The following is a 20,220-nucleotide window of genomic DNA, read 5'->3' as shown; positions in this document are numbered from 1 at the left end:
TTGCATCGTTTTAACGCAATAACTGTGACACAAGTTGAGCTGTATAATCAACCATGGGCACGATCCTTGCATAATTAAGCCGTGTAGGACCAATAACACCTAAAGCACCAATGACTCTTTGTTGTGAATCACGATAAGGTGCTACAACTAAAGAAGAACCAGAAAGTGAAAATAACTTATTTTCTGAACCAATAAAAATTCTAACCCCAGAACCTTCATCCGTTAAATCGAGAAGCTGTGCCATACTCTCACGCGTTTCAAGATCATCAAACAAATGGCGTAATCGTTCTAAATCTTCTTCTGCTTTCACATCTTCAAGTAAATTGCTACGCCCGCGAACAATGAGGTGTATTTTATGATCAGCACCTTCTCCTCCCCAAAGAGCTAATCCCGTTTCAACAAGATGATGCGATAAATCATCAAGTGCAGCCCGTGTTTCTGCGCATAAGCGGGCAATTTCCCCTTTAGCTTCACTCAATGTACGCCCTTGGATATGGGCATTGAGAAAATTCATTGCTTCCGTCAATTGTGCATGAGTAACCCCTTCTGGTAAATGAACAATACGATTTTCAACTTCACCTTGTTGAGTCACCAAAACGGCAAGAGCGTGCTCCCTATCAAGGCGCACAAATTCAATATGTTTCAATGTTCCTTCTTGTTTTGTTGCTAAAACAAGCCCTGCCCCACGTGAAAGATCTGAAAGAACTCGGCTTGCTTGAACAAGAAAATGTTCAACCGATTGTGCATGACCAGCCTCTTTGACTTGCATTTCAATATTTTCTCGCTCTTCGTTTGGCAAATCACCCGCTTCCATAAATGCATCAACAAAAAAGCGTAAACCTGATTGTGTTGGCATTCGACCCGCAGAAACATGTGGTGCATAAATCAAACCGAGATGTTCAAGATCACTCATCACATTGCGAATCGTCGCAGGCGATAATGTCTGTTGTAAAAGCCGCGAAAGATTACGTGATCCTACAGGTTCACCATCATTAAGATAAGCTTCAACAATATGGCGAAAAATATCACGCGAACGTTCATCAAGATATTTTAGTTCATTATCAATAGTTTTGTGCTTCATCACAATTGTTTCACTACTTCTAAAATCCTCATCTCTTATATAAGTTTTGCCAAGGTTTGGTCAAATAGTCTAAAGTAGTATAAAAACATATTATCCTATTGAGCTGTAAAATGCTACCTTTCAGAGTGATGCTTGATAAATTACGCGGGAAATATTTTTTGTTAGAGTGTGTGAGAAATATTTAAGATTAAGAGTTGATCTGTAAAGTGGTCTGCTGTAGGGACTTGTCAAGAAAATCTAGATTGATTAAAAACCGCTGTAAATAGAAAATTTCACCCTTTAGAGCAAGCAGAAAATTGGAAATTTACCATAAAATGCTATCATAAAAAAGACATGTCTTTCTTATCTTTGCAAGATTATCTTCGTGCAAGATAAAAATTTTTATTGGAATAAAATATCATAAAACGTGTAAAATAATCATATCATGTAAAATCAAGCAGAATGTGTGTGTATGAGCATTTAAACCGGTTTTTAGCACAAAAATAATTCCCCTTTCATTTTTGGAGAAATCTATATGAGAAGCATAGCAGATAAAAAACTTGTCATTGCTACACATAACACCGGAAAATTGCATGAAATCACTACTTTAATTACGCCTTTCGGTTTAATAATACAATCGGCAAAAGAACTGGGCTTGCCAGAACCAAAAGAAACGGGAAAAACATTTGAAGAAAATGCTTATATTAAAGCTTTTTCAGCAGCAAAAAAAACAGGACTTCCTGCACTCTCTGATGATTCAGGCTTAGAGGTAGATGCATTGGAGGGTGCGCCAGGCGTTTATACCGCTGATTGGGCAATTCAAGCCGATGGTACACGTAATTTTCCAAAAGCTATGAAAAAAATAGAAAATGAACTCCAAAAAGTCGGAGCACGAGAAAAAAGTCAACGGAAATGCCGTTTTATATCCATCATTTGCATTGCATGGCCTGATGCTCATGCAGATTACTTCCGCGGATGCGTTGAAGGAACGTTCATTTGGCCTCCACGGGGAGACAAAGGCTTTGGTTTTGATCCTATTTTTTTACCCGATGGATATGAAAATACCTTTGGAGAAATGTCAACAGAGCAAAAACACAACTGGAAACGTAATGATCTTCTCCCTCTTTCGCATCGCGCACGTGCTTTCAAACTTTTGGCAGAAAACCTTTTAGCATTCTCATGAATGAACCTTTCGGCATTTACATTCATTGGCCCTTTTGTGCAGCTAAATGTCCTTATTGTGACTTTAATTCGCATGTTCGCATCCATGGTGTTGATCAACCACGTTTTGTCACCGCCTTTAAGCGCGAAATAGAAACGCAATACCACAAAATAGGCCCACGCCATATTACAAGTATTTTTATTGGTGGAGGAACCCCTTCTCTTATGGAGCCACAGACTGTCGATGCCCTATTGCAAGCACTTGCAAAAAAATGGGTAGTCGATGATAAAGTTGAAATTACATTAGAAGCCAATCCATCCAGTGTGGAAGCAGAGCGCTTTCGTGGATACCGTGCGGCAGGTGTTAATCGCTTATCTCTAGGAATACAAGCGCTCAATGATAAAGCATTGCGCAAACTTGGCCGACTCCATAATGTGGAACAAGCTCTTTGCGCCATTACTTTAGCACGGAAAATTTTTCCACGTTTATCCTTTGATCTCATTTATGCCCGTCCCGAACAAACCCTTGAACAATGGAAATCTGAACTTGTACAAGCAATTGATTTAGCAGCGGACCATCTTTCTCTTTATCAATTGACAATCGAAGAAGGAACTGCCTTTAAACGGCTTCATGATGCAGGAAGACTTATCCTTCCCCCATCAGAGCTAGCAACAGATCTGTATCATCTTACTCAAGAAATAACGGCACTAAATGGACTTCCTGCCTATGAAATCTCAAACCATGCAATGCCCGGTGCCGAATCAGCACACAATCTTCTTTATTGGCGTTATCACCAATATGCAGGCTTTGGTCCAGGAGCACATGGACGTTTCATTGAGCATACACCGAATCATTCCTATTTCTGTTCAAAAACATTGTCATCACACCTTGAAAACCGCGAACGTTATGTCACAATAAATGAAAAGCATCCCGAACAGTGGCTTAATTTGGTAGAAACAACAGGACATGGCTGTATTGAAACAGAACATTTAACCACTGAACAACAGGCAAATGAAATGCTCCTTATGGGATTACGCCTTTGCGAAGGCTTAGAACTTATACGCTATGAAACCTTAAGCCCTAAACGCATTCCAATGGAAAAACTGATCGATTTACAACACCAAGAATTGATAGAAATGGTGGATAACCAACGCTTAAAAGCAACAACCAAAGGACGTATTGTTCTTGATCACATCATCAGCCAACTCGCAAACTAAAGTTTTTATAACAACATACTTATTTTAATCATAATTATCATTTTTCACAGCAAAGGTGAGATTAGAATATCGTGAGATTCTCTCATTTCAAAACTATTTATAGCAAGCTAGTTACCGCCATTTGCTTACACCTTAAAAAGGGAGAAGTATGTGGATAAAAACTATAAAAAAGGAGTAAAAAGGCCTCTGATGAACACTCTTAAATGCTAAAAGCTATTGCAATATTTTGAGCTAGAAAATGTATGGTGCTCTAACTTTATTTTTCATAAACATAAAGATGAGGAGGCACTGTAGACTTTATACGCTTCACGGAAAATTTTATACTACACTATTCATAAGCACCGTAGTGGCATAAATGTGATAAACATTGAGAAAATTTCTTTAAAACAAGTATGTGAATGCATAATACGATAATGTATTGTTCTTTATGAAATCGTGGCACCATTTAAAGAACCAGAGAAATAAGCATGAAGCCATGCATCAGTCTCTGATTATTTAAAAAGATATTACTCTAGTTACTTTTGAAAACCGTAAAGCCGAATAAAAAAGGAGAGTAAAAAAGCACGCTGATTTTCACCTTTATACCTTTTATATTTTCCCTCAATCAGGTTGTGGTTGTATGTCTGTTTCAGAGATTATAAAAAATAGATATACACAATACTTTTATCCTATTCTGGCATATAAAAGCTGTTGTCGCAAAAAATACTGAACCAATATTTATTTGAGATACGCGGCTGTATGATTGGTGTTGATTTATAGATAACAGCAACATCATGAGCTTTATTACACAAATAATGCACTCAAATGGCAAATATACCAAATATGAATCGAGATTGCTTTGTTAGCGAGCGAAATGACATTAATCCCATATAATTTCACTTGTATGCGTACATGCTTATGAGTATCTATACGCGTCCTTTAAGGTTATTTTATTAAAAAATTGAGAATAATACTAGGACAATCCTTGGCTAAAGAAGTCAACGTGATGCTACAAAAGAATTTCTGTGTACCTTTATCATAACCAATATTAAAGCTGATTAAATAAGCTCACCTTCTATCTCGTAATGATATTGCAACGGAAGTTCTTGGGGACAAAAAAAGCAGAGCAAAATATATGAAATAAAATAAACTTAAAGCGCTTTTCCTATAGTCTTTATTCTAAGAGAGTCTAATTGAAATAAGAGGTACCTTTTGTGAGAGCTCAGAAACCATATTAAAACATGAGCTGTGAATGAGCGCATTTATGTTGTACAAACTTTTTACAATAGCAACATGTTTTTGTGTGTCTTCATGGCTTCAACCTGTCACTACACAATGATGATATAATATTCATTGTTTTCCATATATGATTGCACTGCCTTTCTACACCTTAAAGAACGAATATTTTCAATCTAATATGGTCTAAATAGTTCTGCTTCTTCAAGCAGTCCTCTTTTGGCTTTCCAATTATGTAATTCAATTAACTAAAGATTCTACAGACAAGAATCCCAACTTAAGAATATTCATCACTTACTCTAAAACCACTTAATATATTAAGTTTTACGGAACTCGTATCACCATACCTTAAATGGTAATATCTTATGGCACAACAAGATAAAAGTATTTTTGAACCAGCAATCTTTTCTTTATGAAAAAAAATCAATAATAAAACGCTCATAAATAGTAGTAAGCGTTTCCACTGCATCAAGGGACACACACTCATCTACCATATGCATCGTTTGCCCTGGTAAGCCGAATTCAACCACTGGGCAATAATCCTTAATAAATCGCGCATCCGAACTACCACCTGAAGTGGAACATTCTGGTATATTCCCTGTTACACTTTTAATAGCATTGGATAAAGTTTGAATAAGTTTATCATTTTTGGTTAAAAAAACATCCCCTAAACTTGGAATCCATTCAAGCTGATAAGAGGGATATTGGTTACCATTGTTTTTTGATTGCACCAAAGCAAGACGCTTTTCAATTTCCTCCACCAGTGTTTCTTTTGTCCAAAGATCATTGTAGCGTATATTAAAACGAACTGTTGTCTGCGCTGGGATAATATTGACTGTTAAATTACCGGTATCGATGCTTGTTAGCTCTAGATTACTAGGTTGAAAATTCTCTGTCCCTTTATCTAAAGCAGTTTGTGTCAATGCTTGAATAAGCTTACTTGCCAAAGGCAAGGGATTAGCAGCCCGCTCTGGAAAAGCAACATGACCTTGGCGACCCTTCACGGTAATAATACCAGAAATCGATCCGCGGCGACCAATTTTGATAATATCACCAACAGTCTTTACGCTTGTTGGTTCCCCCACAAGAGCCGCAGTCCATTTTTCACCTTTTTTTTCTGCCCATTTGAGAAGTTTTACCGTACCATTAACAGCAGGCCCCTCTTCATCACCAGTAATTAAAAGGCTTACCCTTCCTTTAATGGGTCGTTTCTCAAAAACTCGCGCTAGAGCCGCAATAAAACAAGCGATTCCACCCTTCATATCAACAGCACCCCGCCCATATAATTTTCCTTGATCTATGACAGCTTCAAAAGGTGGATAAGTCCAATCTTCCAATGCACCTGGCGGTACGACATCCGTATGACCCGCAAACATAAGATGGGGTCCTTCACTTCCCATTTTTGCATAAAGATTTTCAACATTGTCTGTATTTTTATCCGTAAAAATAGGGCGCTCGACATGAAATCCCATTTTTTTCAAAAATTGTTCCAAAGTTGATAACGCCCCTGCTTCATGAGGTGTAACAGAAGGACAACGAATAAGTGCCTGTAATAGCTGAAGTGGATCTGTAAGAACAGACATAAAAAACCTTCCCATTTTTTATAAGTCATCGGAACTTAGGGTTATTACGCTGAATTACAAAAAAGATAAAGTAAAAACATTGAAGACACTCAGCAAACCAAGCAGGGGAGAACAATCGTGCTGAGAGCTTCAATGGCTTCCTCATTATACATGAGCAAGCACACACACAACAAAACACTCAACAAAAAGTTCCGTTAAATATTGCCTTCATTTGAAAGTTTTTTACGCCTCTAAATTATATGAATCAAAATTAATTGCATGCAGTCTAGGAGCATTTTCTTTCAACCAAGCACGATATGTTTTACTATCAGGACATAGCTCTTCACAAAGAGCCCAAAATCTTGGCCCATGATTCATTTCAACAAGATGAGCAACTTCATGGGCAACAACATATTCCACAACTTCTTTTGGCGCCATAATAAGGCGCCAAGAAAAAGAAAGACGCTTATCTATTGAACAAGAGCCCCAACGACTTCTCGTATCTTTATAACAAATGGATTTGACTTTACGCTCTACCTGATGAGCATAATGTGCCACCAAAGGCGTTATAATAAGCGCCGCTTGTTTTTTTAAAACGTCAGCAATGCGTCTTGGAAGATATTCTAATTGACCATAAACAATAATTTCAGGCCCTTGCTCCGCATCTGCTGTAATGATTTCTGTTACTCCACGTCCCTCTCTATGTTTTATGGTATGAGAAACACCCAATAAGGGAATTGTCGCCCCCTCTTTGAGATAAGCATTTTTATGAGAGATTTGTACATGAGCAAGACGTGCCTCAATCCAAGATCGATGCTTTTCAATAAAATTTTCAACCGCATAGAGATTTATTGCTGGTGGTGTTGTTACACAAATCTCCTGACTTCTGGCATCAATACGTAAGGTAAGACGGCGCGCATACTTATTTTCCCGCACCCGTACAGGTACAGAGCGCTCAGAAAAAATAAAATGCTGTTTAGAAATGCTCATATATTTTTATCTTCATCAATAAATGTACCCCTTACTTTGCATTAATCTGATTAATAAAAGATCTCAATACTGTTTCAAGGCAATCTAAATCTTGTGGACGAGAAAAGCGATGATCTGCATCACGAACAAGTGTCAATGTTACATCATGGAGAGGTAAATGATCAAGTAAAGTCAATGTATGCTGATAGGGAATATCTTCATCTTCCATCCCTTGTAGAATATGGACTGGACACCCAACATCAATGCATCCTTTCATAACACAATTTTCGCGCCCATCTTCAATCAATGTTTTTGTAAAGGGCATTGGCTCTGTATCATCAACTGCAGGTCGTTCAATATAGCCTTTCTCCTCCAAAATCTTCCATTCTTCTGGGCCTAATTTTGGTTCCACCAATGTTTGTGTAAAATCAGGTGCTGGAGCAATCAATACCATGCCAGCAAGCTTCTTATTTTTCTGTGCTAGCATCATAGCAAGCCTTAGCGCAATCCACCCACCCATAGAGGAACCAATCAAAATTTGTGGACCCTCACAATAGGTTTCAAAAGTCGCTAAACTTTCCTTAACCCAACGCGAAATTGTTCCTTGAAAAAAATCACCTTCAGATTCTCCATGTCCAGAATAATCAAAACGTAAACAAGACAAATCATTCTTCTGAGCAAACTGATCAACTAACGTTGCCTTACTTCCTAACATATCGGATTGATAGCCAGGAAGCCAAACCAAACCTGGAGATTGGCGCCCCTTGCGATAGCGTACTGCAAGTGCGGTGTTCTCAAATGAAAAAAACTGACAAGGAATATTTTGATCCATGATTCTTTATCCTCCATAAAATAATTTCTTTAAATTAAGAGAAAAACTTTTATAATCTAAATCATCCCAAAAAGTAATAAATCAAATAATGAAAATAACACGAATTATAGTTGTTTTTAGGTACATAATTGTATATTAAATTAACTGTAGTTGAATCAAAATTTAAGGAGCATAAACCATTCGTAAACCGTTTAAAATGACACCTACCCAAAAAGACGGACCACGTTCAAATCAGGATATTCGGGTACCTCATGTTCAGCTTATCAATGATGAGGGACAACATCAGGGAGTTGTTTCGATACAAGAAGCTCTTGCTATGGCTGCAGATGCGGGACTTGATTTGGTTGAAATTGTACCAAATGCGGAGCCACCTGTATGTAAAATCATCGATTTGGGAAAATTAAAATATCAAACCCAAAAAAAAGCTGCTGAAACACGTAAGAAGCAAAAAGTCATCGAAATCAAAGAGATTAAGATGCGCCCAAATGTTGATGTCCATGATTATGGAGTCAAACTCAAGGCTGTTCATCGCTTTATTGATCATGGTGATAAAGTAAAGATTACTTTGCGTTTTCGTGGTCGTGAGATGGCTCACCAAGATCTTGGATTAAAGCTTCTTCAGCGTGTGAAAGAAGATACAAGTGAAATTGCCAAAATCGAATTGGAGCCAAAGCTTGAAGGCCGGCAAATGATGATGGTGATAGCACCTAAATAGTTTTGCATTGGAATAATATTCGCATGCAATTCATCAAAATGATGTGTATAGTATTATTTAGAAGCACCACATAGAGTTTTTGTGGTGCTTTTAAGGTTTTATAAATGTGTATAAATCCTTTTAAGAGTTTAATAATGCTTGATCGATTTATAAGAAGAATTCATTATTTTGCATATTAAATGAGAAAACTCAAACATCGTAAGGTCTTCTTATTTCAAGCTCTCTGTATCATGCAATGCGGCAAAATTGTTTGCTTACACATCACAAATGGAGATGATACATAAAAATTATCAAAAAAGCAGAAATGTTTTTTGTGAACTATTTCAAGTGCCAAAGACTATCACAATATGGAAATTGGTAAATACAATAGTGAAACTTGCCGGTACCTTTTATTGAAAACTAAAAATAATGATGAACAACGAATTTTCGTTATACCTTTCACAGAAACTTTGCACTACATTCTTCACTCTCACCATCGTGAAATTGATGTGATGAACCTTGAAAGAAAAAGCTATTTTTGTAAAAAAGATTAAGGGGCTTCTTAATTAAGAGTGTTTCAATCTTGCATAAAATAATGAGAGAATATAGAAGCTCTTCATGGCTAAAAAACAAATTTCCTCTTTTGACAAACATCTTATTATCCGCCTTTTGCGAGAAAATTTTCGTAAACATATGCGTTGGTATAGTGCGGCTATCTTCTCAATGATCATCATTTCTTGTACCACAGCAACCAGTGCATGGATTATGCGGGATGTTGTTAATCAGATTATTGATGCACAAAATTTTCCTATGATTGTTTTGATTTCTAGCTTCATTGCTTTTATCTTTATTCTCAAAGGAGTTGCAACTTTTTTCCAAACTTACTTTCTAAACAAAGCAGGCAATAGTATCATTGCTGAACAACAGCGTAAAATTTTTGCACGACTTATGGAACAAGGAGTCTCTTTTTATCATAATAACACTTCATCTGATCTTCTTGTTCGTGTAACTCATAATGCGACAGCCGTACGTAATATAATTGATACTATTATCACAACTTTTGTACGTGATTTGCTTTCCGTTAGTGGTCTGTTGCTTGTCATGTTCATTCAAAACTTTGTGTTAATCTCCATTACTTTAATCGTAGGACCACTAGCTTTTTTAGGCGTTCGAATGGCTTTAAAACGCGTTCGCAGCTTGATGGAAAAAGAGCTCCTTTCACTTGGTGAAATTATCAAAATCGTACAGGAAACGGCTGTTGGTATTCGAATCATCAAGGCCTTTTCACTAGAAGAAGTCATGAAAAAACGGATGGACAAAGCCATTTGTGATGTTGAAAAACAAACAAACAGTATTGCAACACTCGAAGCTATTACCAATCCAATTATGGAAACACTCACGGGTGTTGCCATTGCAGGTATTATTTGTTTTTCCGGTTATCTTGCAACCCAACGCGCAGGTGTTCAAGGTGAATTTATGTCCTTTATTGTTGCTTTACTTTTAGCTTATGAACCCGCAAAAAGACTAGCAAATGTACGTGTTAAAATTGAATCTGGCTTGGTCAATATCCGTACGATGTTTGAAATACTCGATTGTCCCCTTACAGTTGTAGAACATAAAGAAGCTAAAGATCTGAATAAAACGCAAGGAACTATTCGTTTCGAACATGTTTCTTTTGCATACACTAATAACAAAATGATATTGAAAGACATCAACCTAGAAATAGAAGCCGGAAAAATGACAGCATTGGTGGGACCATCCGGTTCGGGAAAATCAACCCTTATCAACCTTATTATGCGCCTCTATGACCCCACAAAAGGACGCATATTGATTAATGATCAAGACATTCGCTACACAACATTTCGCTCTCTGAGAAACCTGATGGCCTATGTAGGACAGGATACTTTTCTCTTTCAAGGAACTGTTAAATATAATATCGGACTTGGAAAAGAAGGAGCTAGTGATGACGAAATTATCGAAGCAGCAAAAGCAGCAAATGCTCATGACTTTATTATGAGTTTGCCAAATGGTTATGATACACAGATAGGTGATAATGGCTGTAATCTTTCAGGGGGGCAAAAACAACGACTCGCTATCGCTAGAGCAATGATTCACGATAGTGAAATTCTGATTCTTGATGAAGCAACGAGTGCGCTCGATTCACACACCGAAGCACAAATTAATGAAGCTATTCATCACCTTACTAAAGGACGCACAACGATCATTATTGCTCATCGCCTTTCAACGATTGCTCGTGCTCATAAAATTGTGGTCATACAAAATGGACAACTAATTGAACAAGGTACTCAAAAAGAATTGCTAGCAAAAGAACATGGGTTTTATAAAAAACTTCATAATATCCAGTTCAAAAAACATACCTCCTAATTTCTAGATCCTTAAATAAAATTTGAAATAAAAAATGGATAGAAGGTAATGCTCCATTTATAAAAAAGACTTGTTACCAAGAAAAAGCATTACTTTAATCAAAGTTTGCGAAGAATTTATGGTTTATTGAAAATAAACTTCTTGGATTTAAATGAAAACTTTACTCGCTATTTTGTTGAATGCAATTGACTTTAACCATGAAATTTCAAAAACCCCTTCCCTTCCTCAAATAAGTGTTGAAACATTCATAAGTGTTGTGAATCCTGAAAGAGAGAGCATCAAGGTTTGAAAAAATTATCGCGGATGATAATGAATCTGGATCAATACAACCTTTATCCGTGTTTATCCCTGCACTGATAATTTTTTTCTCCACACAACTTTTAAAGGACAAAGACTCTACCCAATCTGATCTGTAAACAATCTAGATTTTTATTGAGCTCATTCCACTTGATAACAACTTATGTGATTCACTTATACAAGGCTTACCCTAAATATTCACCACGTGCTTTCAGAATACTGTGTCAAAAAGGCTTACATACCTTATATCACCACACCTCAAATGTCGGTCTTTTATGGTACAACAGAATAAGCTAACAATTATAAATTGTGTTGCAAATTATAGATACACTCCGTTTAAAAGAAAAACATTGAAAAAATAAGAGAGGTTTTATTATAAAACTTTTTTACTGTTGTAGCTTGCTTTAAAGCAAGCTTTGCTGTTTTTTCTACATTTAGAAACTAAAATGATATTCCTCCAATACTTTAACTGCTTGAAGAGTTTATAAATGCACAACGTTAGTGCTTATATAAGGCTATAATTTCAATATGCAAAAAAACAGATGAAAAGCAAAATGACATTCCTCTTTCTTTTAACCGCTAAAATAGAAAAATACGACATATAACTCTGATAAATATTTTTACAAAAATATCTTTTAATATACATTTTAATACTTTGATTTATAATCATAATTTGTTATTTTACATCTTAAACAAAAGATAAGATGTAATTTGCTTATTGCAAATTTTCTTTATATTTATGATGAATCAATCAAAAGCGCTTGTTGTACGTCATAAGAGATATTGGTATATGCATAAAAACTCTTAAGATAAGCAATAAAAATACCTCTACACTTTCAAGTGAAAAGATTGTCAGCAACATGAGAAGCTGAAAAATAGAATGATAATGCCGGCTTATAGCTTTAGTAAATACTTATACCTTTATTAATAACGGTAGTGTGGATTTTATACCATTCATAAGAGGTACTTTATACCATTTCACAAGCAATCTTATGAAATAGACTCAAGCGCACACTGAGAAATGTTGCTTTAAAACAAGTACATAAACTTGCAATACAATAATGTTATATTTTGGAGTATTCTGTTCGCGGAGCTATTCGTTATAAGAAAAGTGATCTCATTCAAGACACAATAAACAAAAATCTAAAATAATAGGTAATTTTTATTATTAAAAAATATTGCTTTAAATGCGTTTGACAATAAAATCGATGTCTTATGAATTCTCCGCTTAACGCTTTTGTTTATCACGTTCTTTAATGGAATCATGTCCTTCACATAAAAACAGAATGCCATTGTGTTGCAAATTCACGTGCTTGTTTTAAAGAAACCTCTCTCAAAGTCTTCCCCAAGCCCATTTCGCGATAACGTCCGTGAATTGTATAATGATAAATCCATTAAGCTGCCCTATCTTTACGCTTATGGAGTAACAAGCCGGCACCATTCACACTATTCTGCCAGTCCCTAATGTTGCGACAGCTCTTAGTTCTCGAGATGATTCATAAGAGGCATTTTTAGTCATTTCTTAATAGTTTTATCCACACAGGATTCTCCGCTTGTAGCATGCAAGCCGAATGGTTTTGATTGATTCAATACGAAAGAGATTAGTAATGAGAGAATCATATAATATTCAAAGTTCTAATTCAAGTTGAATAACAATAAATTATCTTTATAAATCAATATATTGCACACACTCCATTCTTTAGGCAACAGCACGATATGGGCTTGAAAACAAGGTAAGATATTTCTCTAAAATAAATATATAGCAGCAAAATAACATACTATCTTTCGTGAAGATTTTTTCCCTTTAGAGAATAGCATAAACAAAAAATCGAATATTTCAGATATATCTCTTCACGCCTCAACAAAAAGCTTCTTCTTTTATAGGATTTCTAGTCTATCTCTTCTTCCTCAGATTTAGAAATGAGAGACAAAAAACGAAGAAATTGTTTTTTTAAATTCAATCTTTAATAATCTCTTTCATAAAAGAGACCTATACTAGAATTTTGTTCATTTCCTATGGCACCTTTAGCTTTGAGATGACGCGAAATATCTAAATTAATTGTCCCTTTCGTCGTTCCATCAGACCCTGCTTCAAAGCCCAAATAAATATTATTGTGTATGTAGCGTCCAATACGTAAGCCTGTATTCCCCTTCTCATTAACGATAACATCAAGATCATCAAGTCCAATTTTAGTTCGTAAAGTATTCAACAAAGATGTATTAGAACTACCTGCAAGATCAGCCGCTGCTGCTGCAAGTTGAGCAATCTGAAATGGTGATAATTCATTAAGAGAGCGATTAAAAATCAAACGCGCCAAAATCTCATCCTGAGGCAAATTTGGTTGTGATGAAAAATTAATATCAAGATTATCAACCGTCCCACTTACAGTTACAGTGACGCGAATATCACCACTGTTATTGTTGGTTACAAAATAAACCGTAGGATTAAGATTACCACTAAAACTCGCTTGTCCTTGATCAAAATTAAGACGTTGCGACAGGATATCAAAACGTCCACGAATCATTCTAAATTCACCAACTGGATGCACATCATTCAATGGACCTGCTAGATTAATGCGTCCTCCCAGTTCAGCATCTAAGCCTTTTCCGCGTACAAAAAATTGATTGCGTGCTGTAATACGCATATTTGATAGCACGACAGATGAAGATTCTTGTGTAACTATACGGCTTTTGCTTTTGTTCGTGTTCTTAACATCAGCACGTTCAAGTGTTGTTTGAATCGATTTAGTTAAATTCTTATTTCTAACATCAAGAAACTTGGCACTTTTAAAATGATCAGGAACAAAAACTTCAGCTTTTTCAACGATGATATCACCACCAAGAACAAGACTATTTAAAAAATGACCTGTCATTGTCATCTCACCTGATAATGTTGCCAGAATCATAGAACCATCATTATAATTGGCATTATCAAGATGAAATATCAAATCTGTCTCTAGACCATTAGAGATACGACCTGAAGCAGAAATTCCTCCCCCCTCAAACGAAGAAGCTGAAGCTTTTTCTATAAGGATATGATCACCTTTCAATTTGCCTTCAATCGTTATATCATTCAATCCTACATTTGTTTGTGAATCAAAAAAGCTACCGTCGCCTATAGAAATATTTCCTATCAATTGTGGCTTTGATAATGACCCATTAAGAGCTGTATCAATTCTTGCTGTACCCGTTATATGTGCACCACGCTTAGCTAATAAGAGATTAACAAAATCAAGAGGCATTATCCCTTTAACGTTTAATTTTGCCTCTGAACCATTAAGAGATAAAGGCCCATGGATGGAAAGATCTAATCCTTTATCTCCAGTAGCTATCATATTTTCAATATGAAATGTCGATTTTTTATAAGAACCACGAGCATTTATATTGATTGACATCGGTCCTTTATGCGTCATAGCGGTTAAATTTTGACTAGAAAGCTCAAAATGAGCAGATGGATCCTTCATTGTTCCATCAATATCAACTTTACCTATTACTGTCCCATCAAGCGCTTGTCCTGCAATAAAACCATTCGCCAAACGTGCAGATAAATTTTGCAAATTAATATGAAGATCAAGCGCATTTTTCTCTAGAGATACACGCCCCTGAGCTTGTGCTTGTATTCCTTCTCCTGTTAAATTTGCATTCAAAGTAAGATTTTGATCTACAGTGTTTCCCGTAGCAGAAAAAGAAAAAGGCATAATTTTTTTATCTTGAAAAGCAACGGTTGTCAGTCCCTCACCTTTTATATCGTAAGTTATATCAGGTTTTTTTAAATGACCACGAATCATAACCTGCCCTGTTACACTCCCTGCTGCTCCAAGATCGGATTTCCACAAATTGACTAAAGTAGCAGGAAGGGCATTCATTGTAAGTTGTAAATTCAGGGTATCTTGAATATTTCCTGCTAAGATGATGTTGCCCCCATTTATTGCAATTCCTAATTCATTGATTGTCATTCCATCTTTATCAAAAGAAATTATAGATGGCTTCGGCAATGTTGCATGAAAAGTGTGTTGTTTTAAGTCCACAGCTTCAATTTGCACTTCTCGTTTTATACTTTCTGGAAGTTCCTCAACCATTAAACGACCAGAAAGCCTTGCATTGAGAGTATCATGCAACATCGCTTGGACAGTAAAAACCGTTTGTCCATTATTCCTATCGGCGTGAGCATTTAAACGATTGACCATTACCAAAGGTGTTTGAATATGTTCTGCATTGATAACTCCTTCAAACTGAGTCATGCCAAAAGAGTCGAATATGTCAGCATCTATTGCCAATTTTTTTATTTTATTCTTGGAAAAATTCAAATGGTTAACATGCGCCTTCACATTGGTTTTTTGTCTGCCATTTTGTTCATCAAAAATAAAATCTCCTTTTACTTTTCCACTACCATCCTGCAAAAATAACGCTGAAAGTACGGAAATATCATCGGCATCAATATGCAGCGCTCCTTTCAAAAAACCGCCAAGTTGTTGAGAAAGATCACCCGTTATTTTTGCACTTCCCCCTCTAATATCGATATTTTCAAGTTTTCGAATTTTATGAGAATCTTTAAAAGAGGCCGATAAATGCAAAGGTTTCTTAGCAAAAATTCCTTCACCTTTTATCCCCCCCGTTAAAGCAGTAACTGGTGCTGTATTATCTACAAGTACATCTATGTTAAATGTTGTGTTTTGAAGTTTCTTCCCTACGATTAATGCTTCAGCAATATGGGCACGTGTATTTAGTTTTATATGGCTATTGCGCCCTCTCGCCGTACTTTCAATCGTAAGCGCACCGCTTATCTTTGGATCTAATTTGGACAAATCAGATATTTCAGCAGATAGATCCATTTTAGCGCTTTCATCTGAAAAATAACCATTAGCCTTTATGTTTGTATATTGATTTTTCAAATTAAAATGACGAAAAATGAAACCCTTCGTATTTCGAGTAGCACCACCTGAAAGAGTGATGTTTCCTTTGAATAAACGATCAAAAGACTGCACGCCTATTTTCATATCGTCAGCCATTCCTGATAATTGGAGATCAAAAATGCCACTCAATAAATTGATCGTTCCTTTGGCTTTAATATCTGCACTACCAGAAAGTGATTGTTTACTGAACACTTCCAAAGGAGTTAATGTTTGAGCTTTTAAACCGAGATCGCCTTTAAAAACAAAATTCTCCATTGTCCCTTTTAACCAAGAAGAAAAACTCTGAGCCGTAACACTCAGATCATGAATCAAAATTGGTTTGTTCGAAACAATATCCGTATCTAAATGCACATGAACCGCTTGGCTTAAATTTTCTACTAACGCTCCCTTAATCTTTTTAACCCCTTGAAGCGTCCCTTTAACCTGAACACCAACATGACGAGAAGCTGCATTATCAAGATTTTCGCTTACTCCTCCCATATCAAAAATTGCATCGCGAATATAAATATTTTTATTGCTTAAATGATTTACAACCAACCGCCCATTCCAAGATTGTTGACCTTCGCGACCATAGTCAATGTTCAAAGCAAGAGTATTCGCAGGTTTTGGCACTTCTGATATAGGTAAATGAACAGACTCCTTTTCGTTATCAAGAGCCATTTTGCCATCAACAAAAAGCCGTCGCAAGAATCCATCGGCGGTTATTTCAGCATTGGCTATAACATTCATTGCTTTGTTCTGAATAACCATCTGATCAAGGTGTGTCACACCTTCTTTTGTTCTTCTTGCCTTTGCTTTTAATGTTATATCAGATTCGAAGAGACTACGATATTGAACAGGTATTAAAGGGCTCAGTGTTCCCTCTAATTTCGTAGAAAAACTCTGTCCTTCTGGAACACTTGCAAGAATAACATTACCATCTAAAATAGAATGATGATCGGACTCTAAAGAAAGTTTGATAACCAAATCATCAAAAGTACCATCACCTTTCACGACGAGACTTAATGCTGGACGTTGTTCAATGTTAAAAATATTCGCCAAAATACCATTTTGTGGTTCGTTAGCAGAGATATCAATTTGAGCTGTACGATTACTATCAGATATCTTGGTGAGAACAGAAAAAGAACCCGGTGCATCTAAACGATGCGCCGCTATATCGACATCAAAATTACCACCAGCCAAGGTGAAATTGCCTTTTAAGGACATATCAGCAGAAAAACCAAAAAGATTCTGTTCAAATGTCACATGTTGAGCTGTAAGCGTATTGATAGAAAGAGCAAGCGGCAATTTTGGTAAAGAGAACTTACCCGTCTCAAGGGAAGAAACAAAAGAAGAATTGCCTTGCGGTTTGCGTAAAAATGTAACCTGTTCTGCCGAAAGCTGGTTAATATCCATCCGCCCTCTCAGCAACGCTAGACGATTCCAATCCATTTTAGCATTGGTAATTTTAAGCCAAATCCCTTTTTTATCACTGACAGTAATAGTATCAATTGATGTTTGAGAAGACAGTGTCCCTTGCATATTGTGTAAACGAACTTGACGATTAGGTGTTGAAAGCTTTCGTTCAATTAAAGAAACAAACCATGAGCGATCATCTGTTTTCATTTCGCTAGAGGGAAGAATGTCTCCTCTTTGCGCAAAAACAAAACCACCCACCCAAAAAAACAAAAATACAAAGAAGAAAGCTGATAAACGTACACCTTTTTTCATTAAAATGCTTGCCCTATACCTACATAAAAACCAATGCGAGGGTCACCCTTCTCTCTCTTTAAAGGAAAGGCTAAATCAACGCGTAAAGGACCAAGACCCGTCATATAACGACCTCCTATACCGGCTCCCCATTTAATTTTTTGAGAAAAATCAAAATTCGCCTTTTCCCCTACTAAACCTCCATCAAGAAAACTGACAAACCCTATTTTATCATTTAAAGAAACACGCAATTCTGCTGACCCCTCAATAAGCGCCCGTCCACCAACAACCCCATCATTTTCTGTTTTGATACCAATATTACGGTAAGCATAACCACGAACAGAGCCCCCACCACCAGCAAAAAAAAGCGTATTTGCGGGTACTTGTGCTGTATCATTCCCAAGAATTGTACCAAGCTTTGCCCGCGCAGCAACAACAAAACGATCCCCTTCATCCAACGCCCAATAAGAACGACCTTCTGCTGTTACTTTTGCAACAAAGTTGCTAAAACGCATCTCATAAAAAGGCTCAATGAAAACTTCACCATATAAACCTTTTGTTGCATTAAACTTATTATTACGACTATCGTAAATCAAACCGCTAGGGAAACCGATTGTTGTAAAATTACGGCTCCCAAAATAGATATCACGTGAATAACCATTTGAAACTTCTACAGCAGCCTGTCCCGATAGATTACCATTAAAAATATGCGTAATACCTAATTTTCCTTTGATGGCTTTTGTCGTATAATTTTCTAAAACATCTTGTTGTATTTTTAATTCTGACCTGAAATCTGTATCTGGCGTGAGTACACCGGGCTTTATAAATGTGCCACCGAAAAGATAATCAAAATTTTTAAAATTATATGATTGCTTTTTATTGCTACCAACACCACTTATTTTTGTTTCAATTTTAAGAGTCTCTGCATGACCAAAAAGATTGTTATGCATCCAATAAGTCTCAAAACCAGCACCGTCTAAAGTTGAATAGCTACCGCCTACACCAAAACGACGCGGTTTACGTTCTTGTACAACAAGTGCAAGCGGTAAACTACCATCTAGATTAATAGTATCAGCCTCACGTATATTGATAGCACGAAAAACAACAAGGCGCGCAAGACGTTCATTTGCCTTAGCTAACGCATCAGAATCGTATATCTGCCCTGGTTTCAATCCGGTCATCCACGCGATATAAGCTGAATCTACACGTGGTTTCTTACTTATATTACGCACACTTAAAGGACCATAATAAGCCTTTTGTCCAGGAGCAACAACAATCCGTCCTTCAACACGCAACGCAGCATGGTCAGCCACGACCTCACTCTTCATAATTTTAGCTTTAGCATAACCTTGTTGCCGCCATCCTTCTATCGCCCATTTTTCTGCTTTCAAAATGGTTTCAGATTTAGCAATAGCCCCAACTTTATAGCCCAATTCTTCAATTGTGGGCATTTTATGCGCTTTACGTTTTTCAAACGGAGCTACTTTATCAATATTTGCAATACTAAAAACATATTGTGGACCAGCATTAATTGTAATAACAATATTAGACCGTGCTGGAAGTTGAGTTACCGGACTTAAATCAGCGACTTCTAAGCCATTAATTTTAATACTAATAACACCACCATAGCGTCCATCAGCATAAAGAGCAGAAAGAATTGCTCGATAATCTGAACGCGCCTTGGCGAGCAAACCAGAAGAACTGGCGGATGCTTTCTCTTTATCAGCAACAAGAGAAGAAACAGATTTAACTATTTTTATACCTTCTAATGGTGCACCTGGCGGTGCAACAACATCAACTTTATAAAATTTCTCTGTACTTTTGGCATAATGTGAAGAAGAATTTGTTTTCTTTTGACCAAAAAGAGGGATGCCGAAAAAATCAAATGCAGCAAGTGGCTGTGAAAAAGAAAAAGCAAAACACAAGCCTATAAATACACAGCGCACAGTCCCTGATTTTAACAAAATTCTTGTCTGGTATACCATAAAATCAGATACCTTATAATACACTTTGCATCTACTACGCTTTAAATAATATAAAAATAAGAAAGGTAAATATAATTACTTTGCACATTTTACACGTTTTATCACATCAAATAACACTCTGCGATACATAACGTTATCCTCCCCTTATATTTTCATAAAATTCTGCACTGTTGTATAACACGAACAGCCTCATTCTTTTTTTCTTAACATATTTATTTAGCTTATTATAAATGTTTTATT

10 protein-coding genes and 1 pseudogene are annotated in these 20,220 nt (G+C 36.4%); 4 read left to right on the top strand and 7 right to left on the bottom strand.

What is annotated here, in order from left to right:
* Window positions 1–10: 10 nt before the first annotated feature.
* A complete protein-coding gene (hrcA, locus tag ACFIL7_RS05960; protein WP_375633672.1) occupies window positions 11–1,081 on the bottom strand; it encodes a heat-inducible transcriptional repressor HrcA in 1,071 nt (356 codons plus the stop codon).
* Window positions 1,082–1,595: 514 nt separating this feature from the next.
* Here hrcA and rdgB point away from each other — a divergent pair.
* Both rdgB and hemW read left to right on the top strand, forming a co-directional pair.
* Window positions 1,596–2,243 carry an RdgB/HAM1 family non-canonical purine NTP pyrophosphatase gene (gene rdgB / locus ACFIL7_RS05955; RefSeq protein WP_375633671.1) on the top strand — a complete coding sequence of 216 codons (648 nt, stop codon included), beginning with the start codon at window positions 1,596–1,598 and terminating at the stop codon, window positions 2,241–2,243.
* Window positions 2,240–3,439, top strand: a complete 1,200-nt coding sequence (hemW, locus tag ACFIL7_RS05950; protein WP_375633670.1) for a radical SAM family heme chaperone HemW — start codon at window positions 2,240–2,242, stop codon at window positions 3,437–3,439. Before rdgB ends, hemW begins: the two co-directional genes overlap by 4 nt.
* 1,625 nt (window positions 3,440–5,064) lie before the next feature.
* On the opposite strand, the gene dapE is transcribed toward hemW, so the two are convergent.
* The 3 genes from dapE to ACFIL7_RS05935 all read right to left on the bottom strand — a co-directional run bounded on the left by dapE (window position 5,065) and on the right by ACFIL7_RS05935 (window position 8,017).
* Window positions 5,065–6,237: a succinyl-diaminopimelate desuccinylase gene (dapE, locus tag ACFIL7_RS05945; RefSeq protein ID WP_375676935.1), complete on the bottom strand. Its 1,173-nt coding sequence runs from the start codon at window positions 6,235–6,237 to the stop codon at window positions 5,065–5,067.
* 222 nt (window positions 6,238–6,459) lie between these two features.
* Complete coding sequence (locus ACFIL7_RS05940; protein ID WP_375611379.1) at window positions 6,460–7,206, bottom strand: M48 family metallopeptidase; 747 nt, start codon at window positions 7,204–7,206, stop codon at window positions 6,460–6,462.
* 31 nt (window positions 7,207–7,237) lie between these two features.
* Entirely contained in the window at window positions 7,238–8,017 is a 780-nt protein-coding gene (locus tag ACFIL7_RS05935; RefSeq protein WP_375633669.1) for an alpha/beta hydrolase, read from the bottom strand.
* Window positions 8,018–8,213: 196 nt separating this feature from the next.
* Here ACFIL7_RS05935 and infC point away from each other — a divergent pair, with 196 nt between their 5' ends.
* Complete coding sequence (gene infC, locus ACFIL7_RS05930) at window positions 8,214–8,732, top strand: translation initiation factor IF-3 (RefSeq protein WP_375617486.1); 519 nt, start codon at window positions 8,214–8,216, stop codon at window positions 8,730–8,732.
* Window positions 8,733–9,329: 597 nt separating this feature from the next.
* Window positions 9,330–11,096 (top strand): ABC transporter ATP-binding protein, encoded by a 1,767-nt coding sequence (locus ACFIL7_RS05925; protein ID WP_375620868.1) that lies wholly within the window; start codon window positions 9,330–9,332, stop codon window positions 11,094–11,096.
* Window positions 11,097–12,624: 1,528 nt separating this feature from the next.
* On the opposite strand, the pseudogene ACFIL7_RS05920 reads toward ACFIL7_RS05925, so the two are convergent.
* The 3 genes and pseudogenes from ACFIL7_RS05920 to ACFIL7_RS05910 form a co-directional block, all read right to left on the bottom strand.
* Window positions 12,625–12,902, bottom strand: a pseudogene (locus ACFIL7_RS05920) (Arm DNA-binding domain-containing protein); the annotation flags it as partial.
* A gap of 455 nt (window positions 12,903–13,357) precedes the next feature.
* Window positions 13,358–18,016, bottom strand: a complete 4,659-nt coding sequence (locus ACFIL7_RS05915) for a translocation/assembly module TamB domain-containing protein (RefSeq protein WP_375683443.1) — start codon at window positions 18,014–18,016, stop codon at window positions 13,358–13,360.
* Window positions 18,016–19,980, bottom strand: coding sequence for an autotransporter assembly complex family protein (locus ACFIL7_RS05910; RefSeq protein WP_375683442.1), 1,965 nt, complete (start codon window positions 19,978–19,980; stop codon window positions 18,016–18,018). The genes ACFIL7_RS05915 and ACFIL7_RS05910 overlap by 1 nt, the downstream gene beginning before the upstream one ends.
* Window positions 19,981–20,220: the final 240 nt, after the last annotated feature.

Source organism: Bartonella sp. AP3QHHD, assembly GCF_042195765.1.
Classification (GTDB): Bacteria; Pseudomonadota; Alphaproteobacteria; order Rhizobiales; family Rhizobiaceae; genus Bartonella.
The sequence above is the reverse complement of the archived record's forward strand: the minus strand, read 5'-3'. Positions and strand labels throughout refer to the sequence as shown.

Bases quoted from the DNA above. Each gene is read 5' to 3' on its own strand.
- hrcA (WP_375633672.1), bottom strand. From the start codon at position 1,081: ATGAAGCACAAAACTATTGATAATGAACTAAAATATCTTGATGAACGT.
- rdgB (WP_375633671.1), top strand. From the start codon at position 1,596: ATGAGAAGCATAGCAGATAAAAAACTTGTCATTGCTACACATAACACC.
- hemW (WP_375633670.1), top strand. From the start codon at position 2,240: ATGAATGAACCTTTCGGCATTTACATTCATTGGCCCTTTTGTGCAGCT.
- dapE (WP_375676935.1), bottom strand. From the start codon at position 6,237: ATGTCTGTTCTTACAGATCCACTTCAGCTATTACAGGCACTTATTCGT.
- ACFIL7_RS05940 (WP_375611379.1), bottom strand. From the start codon at position 7,206: ATGAGCATTTCTAAACAGCATTTTATTTTTTCTGAGCGCTCTGTACCT.
- ACFIL7_RS05935 (WP_375633669.1), bottom strand. From the start codon at position 8,017: ATGGATCAAAATATTCCTTGTCAGTTTTTTTCATTTGAGAACACCGCA.
- infC (WP_375617486.1), top strand. From the start codon at position 8,214: ATGACACCTACCCAAAAAGACGGACCACGTTCAAATCAGGATATTCGG.
- ACFIL7_RS05925 (WP_375620868.1), top strand. From the start codon at position 9,330: ATGGCTAAAAAACAAATTTCCTCTTTTGACAAACATCTTATTATCCGC.
- ACFIL7_RS05915 (WP_375683443.1), bottom strand. From the start codon at position 18,016: ATGAAAAAAGGTGTACGTTTATCAGCTTTCTTCTTTGTATTTTTGTTT.
- ACFIL7_RS05910 (WP_375683442.1), bottom strand. From the start codon at position 19,980: ATGGTATACCAGACAAGAATTTTGTTAAAATCAGGGACTGTGCGCTGT.